The sequence below is a fragment of the Streptococcus parasanguinis genome, assembly GCF_001578955.1.
GTDB lineage: Bacteria > Bacillota > Bacilli > Lactobacillales > Streptococcaceae > Streptococcus > Streptococcus parasanguinis_U.
In genome coordinates this window covers 53377-61111 of the sequence record NZ_KQ969690.1, presented here as the reverse complement: position 1 = coordinate 61111, position 7735 = coordinate 53377, and the positions used below count along the sequence as shown (strand labels likewise).

Here is a 7735-nt window from a genome sequence, read left to right as displayed (position 1 = left end):
GTCCTTAATATTTTTAATTGTTGATTTTCTGATTGGAAGAACACTGTTACCTAAGCTTAGAATTTCACTAGATTCAGTATTTGTAGCAAACTTAACAAATTCAGCGGCTGCTTCTTTTTTATCAGATTTTGTTGTAACGGCTAATTGCCAACTACCTGAAGGTGAAACCAATTTCTTCGTTTTATCTGAAACTGGATAAGGAAGAATACCAAAATCAATATCTTTGTAATTTGTTTGTAGGTCTGCAATCGTCCAAGAACCGCTCAGAAGCATAGGATATTCACCGGTTTCAAAACCTTTTTCAACAGGACTAACTGTCGTATATCCATCCTTCACAAGATCTTGAATAAATTGAACAGCTTCAACACTTTCCTTGCTATTGAAGTAGCCTTCCGCTTTTGTTCCTTTAGAATTCACAACAGATCCACCATTTGACCAAATAAGAGGCATGTAAGCATATGGCAACATCTCATCGTTTGAATTCAAACGGAAATCAATTGCTGGTTTGTTAAAATGATCTTTTAATTTCTTAGCAATGGCATTAAACTCAGACCATGTCCATGGTTTTTCTAGGGTTGGTAAACTAGCTTCATCAATCCCTGCTTCCTTAAACATTTTCTTATTGTAGTAAACACCTACACTTGATTCAGAATAACCAAACGCATAAAATTAACCATCATAAGTTCCCTGTTGTTTAATACTGTCCAGTACATCATCCATATTATCGTCTTTTAGATAATCATCCAAAGGAGCAATCACTTTTGATTTTGCATAGGCTGCAGTATTAGGACCATCTAGTGTAATGACATCTGGTAAACTATTTGTCGTAACAGCGGCGTTAACCTTATCTTCATATCCACCACCACTACCGCTACGTGGAATAAATTCTGTCACAACCTTATATTTCGTTTTCTTTGATTTGTTGAAATTATCAACAACTTGTTGCCAAGCTTTTCCCTCAGCTGTTTCATCTGAGAATTGAACCCAGACTTTGATCTCATTTGAAGAACTTGCAGTTTTGGATTTTGATCCCCCACCACATCCTGCAAGCAATCCTAATGATAGTGCTGCAACTACAGATAACTTAATACCTTTACGCATAGCGTCCTCCTTTTTGAAACGTTTCATTTTTGGTTGTATTTTTAACTCAAACTAAAATAGTTGAGTTTTTTGAAACGTTTCATTTTATAGCTAAATTATAACAGCGCTTTCATAATTTGTCAAGCACTTTTTATAATTTTTTTTGTAGTGTTGCCTTCAAAGAAATGGACGGGTAAACTAATCACATTCTTTTCTATTTTTTCTTTACGAATCAATTTAAGTAATAATTCTACTGCAGCTTGGGCCATCTGAGCTATTTCTTGAACAATGGTCGAAAGTAAGTACGGTTGATCAAAAGCAGGTCTTAACCCATCAAAACCAATAATTTGATAGTCCTCTAGAGGAGTTTTTCCCATCTCCGTCAAAACTTTTATCACACGTAGAGCCATAAAATCATTTACTGTAAAAATCCCATCTATCTGAGGATGAGCTTCGAAAAAGGACTTAATTTGTCTTTCTGCTTGATCTAACGGTTCTGGCATTTCAAGACTACAGAGTTTTGTATTTTGCTGTTTAGCTTCATCTTTAAATCCTCTACCCCGTTCCGTTGTTTCATTCAAATGTTTATTCACACCACTAATGTATGCTAAATTTTGGCAACCTCGTTTTACTAACTCTCGGCAAGCCAGTTGACCACCATGATAATTTTCAGAGGTTACGTAATAGACATTTTCAGAAAAATGACGGTCAATACTAACAAAAGGTAAATTAGAGGAGATATATTTATCGATATCTGAATAGGTGATCCCAATGATCCCATCTACCTTATTTTTTTCAAGTAATTTTATGTACTCTATCTCGTTTTGAGCATCTTTATCTGCATTACAAATCAATAATTTACATTGATTTTTCAACAATTCCTTTTCTACATGATAAGCAAACTCAGAAAAGAATGGATGCCAAATGGTTGGAATGAGTAAAGCGATAATATTACTACGATTCGTTTTTAAGCCTCTCGCATATTCATCTGGCACATAAGACAATTTTTCAATCGCTTGTTGAACTTTTTTTAATGTCACCTCTTTAATGCCTTTTTCATTATTGATGACACGAGAGACTGTCCCAACACTGACACCAGCTTCTGCGGCAACATCTTTCATCGTAATCGATTTTTTTTGCTCATTCATTTTCTCACCTCCTTTCATCCATACTATCATGAAAACGTTTCATTTTCAACATTTTCGTTTAAATTGTCACTCCACTTCTTCATCCATTTGGGGATTTCTTGGCTGATGGTTGTCGGTAGAACCACATAAGCCTCCTTGCTCAAGTCTTCAGCAATGGCTGAATGAAGATAGGTCGCAACCACCACGCGCTCATAGAGACTGACCTGTGGAAATTGACCTGCAAACCCTGCGATCATCCCTGCCAAGGTATCCCCCATGCCCCCTGTTGCTTGATAGGGACCACCAACATCTAGCTGATAGCCCTCATCTTGCCCACTTGTCCAAATGCGGGTGTGGGGTCCTTTTTCTATAATGACAGTCCCTTTAGGAAAGTTCTGTACTGCTCTTCGACTCTTGTCTTCAGTCTGGCTTGCTATATCAACCCCTGACAGTTTTTCCCATTCTTTTTGATGAGGGGTAAAGACCAACTGAGCCTCTGGAAGGTCAAACTGAGAGGCTGCAAAAAGACTAATAGCTCCTCCATCTAAAATCAAGACCTGCTGGCTAGAGACTTGCTCAAAAATCATTTGCAAGATTGCTTGGCTTTCTCTTGCTTCCTTTAAGCCCGGTCCTACGAGAATCACGCTAGCTTTTTGGAGTTGCTCACAAAGGAGTTGGTGATCGGCTAGATCAAAGCCCATGGCTTCAGGAAGATGGCTATGAAGGGCTGTCAGATTATCAGGATCTGTTGCGACAGTAACCAGCCCCGCACCACTATGAACCGCAGCAAGGGCTGCCATAATAATAGCTCCTCCATAGGGGTAAGTTCCCCCAATCAAGAGCAGGCGACCAAAATCGCCCTTATAAGAATTCTCCTCTCGCTTCACAATAACACGCTGGATCTCTTCTTTCTGAACTGTTCTCATACCTTCCTCATTTCTAGCGAAAAAGGAGAAGCCACGACTCCCCCTCCATCTTTTATTTTCCTCTGAATTCTGCAAAGACTTGCAAGATCTTAGCAGCCACAGCTTGTGGTTGATTTTGTTTGGCTACCAATTGATCATCCGCATAAGGCTGAAGGGCTGGAAAATCACCAATCTGAACTGCATAAAGAGCTTTTTCAAAGAGCTCGATATCATTTTGATCATTGCCAAAAGCTACGAAATTCTCTCCACAGAGTTCTTCTACGGTTGTCGCTTTATGAGTGTCTGCTGGATTGAGATAGATGCATTTTTCATGCGCATGATAGCGGATATGGGCCTTATCTGTCTTTTCGATCCGCTCGATGATCTCATCCACGAGCTCCTCATGGCCACCCATATAGATCACGACCTTAATCGGATCTGTCAGCTCCTCTAATGAACGATACTGGGCTTTCTTGAGGGGATCTACATTAGCAACAAAAGGAATCTTTTCCAAAATCTGTCCGCTATAATCAAAGGTATCATCCACAAAAAATGGTAGATTGTAATGGCGGCAAAAGCCAAGGACTTCCCGATACACATCCTTGTCCAATTGGTCCTCATATACCAATTGCCCCTGACGATAGGCCAATCCACCATTTAAACCAATCACGAGTTGCTGACTCAATGGGTCCCCTAAAAGGCCCAAGCAGTCCCGGTAAGAACGTGCAGAAGCAAAGGCGACTTCATGGCCAAATTCTTCTGCTCTCAATAAGACCTGTTTGATTTCATCATCGATTGTGACACCATCGAATGACAGGGTTCCATCTAAATCAAATACAAACTTCATCTTGTTCACACTTTCATTTTTTTAAGGCACGAACAGCTGCTTCATAGGTCTGCTCCATCAGCATGGTGACGGTCATAGGCCCAACCCCTCCTGGTACCGGAGTAATATGACTGGCCAAAGGTGCAACGGAGTCAAAATCGACATCCCCACACAATTTGCCATTCTCATCGCGATTCATTCCGACGTCAATAACAACGGCGCCTTCTTTCACGAAGTCTGCTGTTACAAATTTCGCACGACCGATCGCAACAACCAAGATATCTGCTCTTCTAGCAATTTTAGGCAGATGATGGGTCCGGGAATGGGTCAAGGTTACCGTCGCATTTTTGGCGAGGAGCAACTGCGCCATTGGTTTTCCAACGATATTGGAACGACCAATCACGACTGCTCGCTTCCCTTCTAGATCAATCCCGTACTCTTTGAACATCTCCATGATCCCAGCGGGAGTTGAAGGCACCATGAGAGGATTTCCAGCCCACAAGCGTCCCATATTCAATGGATGAAAGCCATCCACATCTTTTGTCGGATCAATGGCTAAAAGGACTGCATCCGCATCGATATGCTTAGGCAGTGGCAACTGCACCAAAATCCCATGCCAAAGGGGATCTTGATTGTAGTGTTCGATCACTTCTAATAATTCAGCTTGGCTAATGCTTTCAGGAAGTCGTCTCACTTCACTCCGAAAGCCTGCCGCAATAGCAGAACGCTCTTTATTTCTTACATAGATTTTGCTAGCTGGATTATCTCCTACCACGATGACAACGAGGCCAGGCACAACTCCTGTCTCTTCTTTTAATCGTGCTGTTTTCTCTGCAATCTCACCCTGTAATTTTGTAGCGAGCGCCTTTCCATCAATGAGTGTCGTCATATCAATTCTCTTTCTAGTCAAGTAATGAAAATAGTCCTCTCTATTATAGCAGATTTCAACTCTCAAACCTAACTGTTCCTAATTAGAATTTCTTATAGACGAAAACTATAGCCAGATGGACAAAAAATGAGCTTGAGACCACCCCAAACTCATCCACACAGCTGCTTAGTAAAGCAATTCATAAATTTCCATTGCAATTAAATCAATGCTATCAAATGTATAGGTTTCACGCGCTTCAACATCACGAAGTGTAAAGGTTGAACCTTCTTCTTCATTGTGGTTGTAGGCTACTTCAGCGACAACAACACCGTCACGTTCAAAATTACGTTTCAAGTTTCCACCGTCTTTTGTCATCGTCTCCAAACGGTTGATAATCCGTACTAAATGTGATTCCATTTTATTTCTCCTCTTTACTTTCTACTCTCCTATTTTATCATAAAAGAGAAAGCTCTTCCAATAAAAATTCACATTTTTCCATTGATTTGCTCTCTTCTTCACTCCTTAGCGACATTCCGTAGCAAATTCTTGCAAACTTCTAGAATACTGATATAATGAAACTATAAATCTTTGACTATTTTTGACCTTTCAAAAATAGGCTCGTCTCTTGATGGAAAACCATCAAAAACCTACTGTGAGGTATGTATATGCTTTGTCAAAATTGTAAAATAAATGAATCAACCATCCATTTATATACAAATGTAAATGGACGTCAGCAGCAAGTAGACCTCTGTCAGAATTGCTATAAAATTATGAAAACAGACCCAAATAACAGCTTCTTGAAAGGCATGACCCAACGGAGCCAACTTACTGGAGATCCTTTTGAAGATTTCTTCAATAATCTTGGAAACTTCCAAAGTCCGCAAGAACCTCAAACCCCTCCAACTCAATCCGGAGGCAGTTATGGAGGTGGCGGCTACGGCCAAAACAATAACCGTGGTGGTGGTCAAGACCCTCGTCAAGCACGCCCTCAAAAGCCAAAAGGGCTGTTAGAAGAGTTCGGCATCAATGTCACAGAAATTGCCCGCAAAGGAGATATTGACCCTGTCATTGGCCGTGACGAGGAGATTATCCGTGTCATCGAAATCCTCAACCGTCGAACCAAGAACAATCCGGTTCTGATTGGAGAACCTGGGGTCGGAAAGACTGCCGTTGTGGAAGGCCTGGCTCAAAAAATCGTCGATGGCGACGTTCCACATAAATTGCAAGGAAAAGAAGTCATCCGCTTAGACGTCGTGAGCCTCGTTCAGGGCACAGGCATCCGTGGTCAATTCGAAGAACGCATGCAAAAATTAATGGATGAAATTCGTCAACGCGAAGATGTTATTCTGTTCATCGACGAAATCCATGAAATTGTTGGCGCAGGATCAGCTGGTGAGGGCAATATGGACGCTGGAAATATCCTTAAACCAGCCTTAGCGCGCGGAGAACTCCAATTAGTTGGGGCTACTACCCTCAATGAATACCGTATCATTGAAAAAGATGCGGCCTTGGAACGTCGGATGCAGCCCGTTAAGGTCGATGAACCAACGGTTGAAGAAACCGTCACCATCCTCAAGGGCATCCAGAAAAAATACGAAGACTACCACCACGTCCACTATACAGACGGGGCCATCGAAGCGGCAGCTATTCTGTCAAACCGCTACATCCAAGATCGCTTCCTGCCAGACAAGGCCATTGATTTGTTGGATGAAGCGGGGTCTAAGATGAACCTGACCCTAAACTTTGTGGATCCAAAAGTGATCGACCAGCGCTTGATTGAAGCGGAAAACCTCAAAGCCCAAGCGACGCGCGAAGAAGATTTTGAAAAAGCAGCCTACTTCCGCGACCAAATCGCGAAATACAAGGAAATGCAAGGTCAACATGTCACCGATCAGGAAACCCCTGTCATCAGTGAAAAAACGATTGAACACATCGTTGAACAAAAGACCAATATTCCTGTTGGTGATTTGAAAGAAAAAGAACAGTCTCAATTGATCAATCTGGCTTCTGATTTGAAAGCTCATGTGATTGGTCAAGACGATGCTGTTGATAAAATTGCGAAAGCCATTCGACGCAACCGTGTCGGCCTAGGATCGCCTAACCGTCCGATCGGAAGCTTCCTCTTTGTCGGACCTACCGGTGTCGGAAAGACCGAACTGTCTAAACAATTGGCGATCGAGCTCTTTGGCTCTGCAGACAATATGATCCGCTTTGATATGAGCGAATACATGGAAAAACATAGCGTAGCAAAACTAGTCGGAGCTCCTCCGGGCTATGTTGGCTACGATGAAGCTGGACAACTAACGGAAAAGGTCCGTCGCAATCCTTACTCCCTCGTGTTGTTGGATGAAGTGGAAAAAGCCCATCCAGATGTCATGCACATGTTCTTGCAAGTTTTAGATGATGGCCGTTTGACAGATGGTCAAGGCCGTACCGTTAGCTTCAAAGATACCATTATCATCATGACCTCTAACGCTGGAACTGGCAAAGCTGAGGCCAATGTTGGTTTTGGAGCTGCTCGCGAAGGTAGAACCAACTCTGTACTTGGAGAACTCGGGAACTTCTTTAGCCCTGAATTCATGAACCGTTTTGATGGCATCATTGAATTCCAACCTCTATCAAAAGAAAACCTTCTCCAAATCGTTACCCTCATGCTCGATGAAGTCAATCAACGTCTCGCACAAAATGAGATTCATCTGGATGTGACAGAGAAGGTCAAAGAAAAACTGGTCGATCTGGGATACGATCCAAAAATGGGGGCCCGCCCACTTCGTCGTACCATCCAAGACCATATCGAAGATGCCATTACCGATTATTACCTGGAACATCCAAGTGAGAAACAACTCAAAGCAGTCATGACCAGCAATGGGAATATTAGTATCAAAGCTGTTCACAAGACGGCTGAAAGGAAGTCAGAAGAATAATCAGT

The 7735-nt window shown here is 41.9% G+C and carries 6 protein-coding genes and 1 pseudogene; 1 reads left to right on the top strand and 6 read right to left on the bottom strand.

Features of this window, described 5'->3' with window-relative positions:
- From SPADD19_RS04100 to SPADD19_RS04075, 6 genes and pseudogenes are all read right to left on the bottom strand, one after another.
- Positions 1 to 1101: pseudogene (locus tag SPADD19_RS04100) on the bottom strand (ABC transporter substrate-binding protein); the annotation flags it as partial.
- Positions 1102 to 1220: 119 nt separating this feature from the next.
- Positions 1221 to 2228: a LacI family DNA-binding transcriptional regulator gene (locus SPADD19_RS04095; RefSeq protein ID WP_061455300.1), complete on the bottom strand. Its 1008-nt coding sequence runs from the start codon at positions 2226 to 2228 to the stop codon at positions 1221 to 1223.
- Between the two features lie 26 nt (positions 2229 to 2254).
- Positions 2255 to 3133 (bottom strand): NAD(P)H-hydrate dehydratase, encoded by an 879-nt coding sequence (locus SPADD19_RS04090; RefSeq protein WP_061455299.1) that lies wholly within the window; start codon positions 3131 to 3133, stop codon positions 2255 to 2257.
- Between the two features lie 52 nt (positions 3134 to 3185).
- Positions 3186 to 3959, bottom strand: coding sequence for an HAD-IIB family hydrolase (locus SPADD19_RS04085; protein ID WP_003005996.1), 774 nt, complete (start codon positions 3957 to 3959; stop codon positions 3186 to 3188).
- Positions 3960 to 3972: 13 nt separating this feature from the next.
- Positions 3973 to 4827 (bottom strand): bifunctional methylenetetrahydrofolate dehydrogenase/methenyltetrahydrofolate cyclohydrolase, encoded by an 855-nt coding sequence (locus SPADD19_RS04080; protein ID WP_061455298.1) that lies wholly within the window; start codon positions 4825 to 4827, stop codon positions 3973 to 3975.
- Between the two features lie 165 nt (positions 4828 to 4992).
- Positions 4993 to 5223 carry a DUF1797 family protein gene (locus SPADD19_RS04075; RefSeq protein WP_003005989.1) on the bottom strand — a complete coding sequence of 77 codons (231 nt, stop codon included), beginning with the start codon at positions 5221 to 5223 and terminating at the stop codon, positions 4993 to 4995.
- Between the two features lie 248 nt (positions 5224 to 5471).
- Here SPADD19_RS04075 and SPADD19_RS04070 point away from each other — a divergent pair, with 248 nt between their 5' ends.
- Complete coding sequence (locus SPADD19_RS04070) at positions 5472 to 7730, top strand: ATP-dependent Clp protease ATP-binding subunit (RefSeq protein ID WP_061455297.1); 2259 nt, start codon at positions 5472 to 5474, stop codon at positions 7728 to 7730.
- The last annotated feature ends 5 nt before the right edge of the window (positions 7731 to 7735 follow it).

Bases quoted from the DNA above. Each gene is read 5' to 3' on its own strand.
- SPADD19_RS04075 (WP_003005989.1), bottom strand. From the start codon at position 5,223: ATGGAATCACATTTAGTACGGATTATCAACCGTTTGGAGACGATGACA.
- SPADD19_RS04085 (WP_003005996.1), bottom strand. From the start codon at position 3,959: ATGAAGTTTGTATTTGATTTAGATGGAACCCTGTCATTCGATGGTGTC.
- SPADD19_RS04070 (WP_061455297.1), top strand. From the start codon at position 5,472: ATGCTTTGTCAAAATTGTAAAATAAATGAATCAACCATCCATTTATAT.
- SPADD19_RS04080 (WP_061455298.1), bottom strand. From the start codon at position 4,827: ATGACGACACTCATTGATGGAAAGGCGCTCGCTACAAAATTACAGGGT.
- SPADD19_RS04095 (WP_061455300.1), bottom strand. From the start codon at position 2,228: ATGAATGAGCAAAAAAAATCGATTACGATGAAAGATGTTGCCGCAGAA.
- SPADD19_RS04090 (WP_061455299.1), bottom strand. From the start codon at position 3,133: ATGAGAACAGTTCAGAAAGAAGAGATCCAGCGTGTTATTGTGAAGCGA.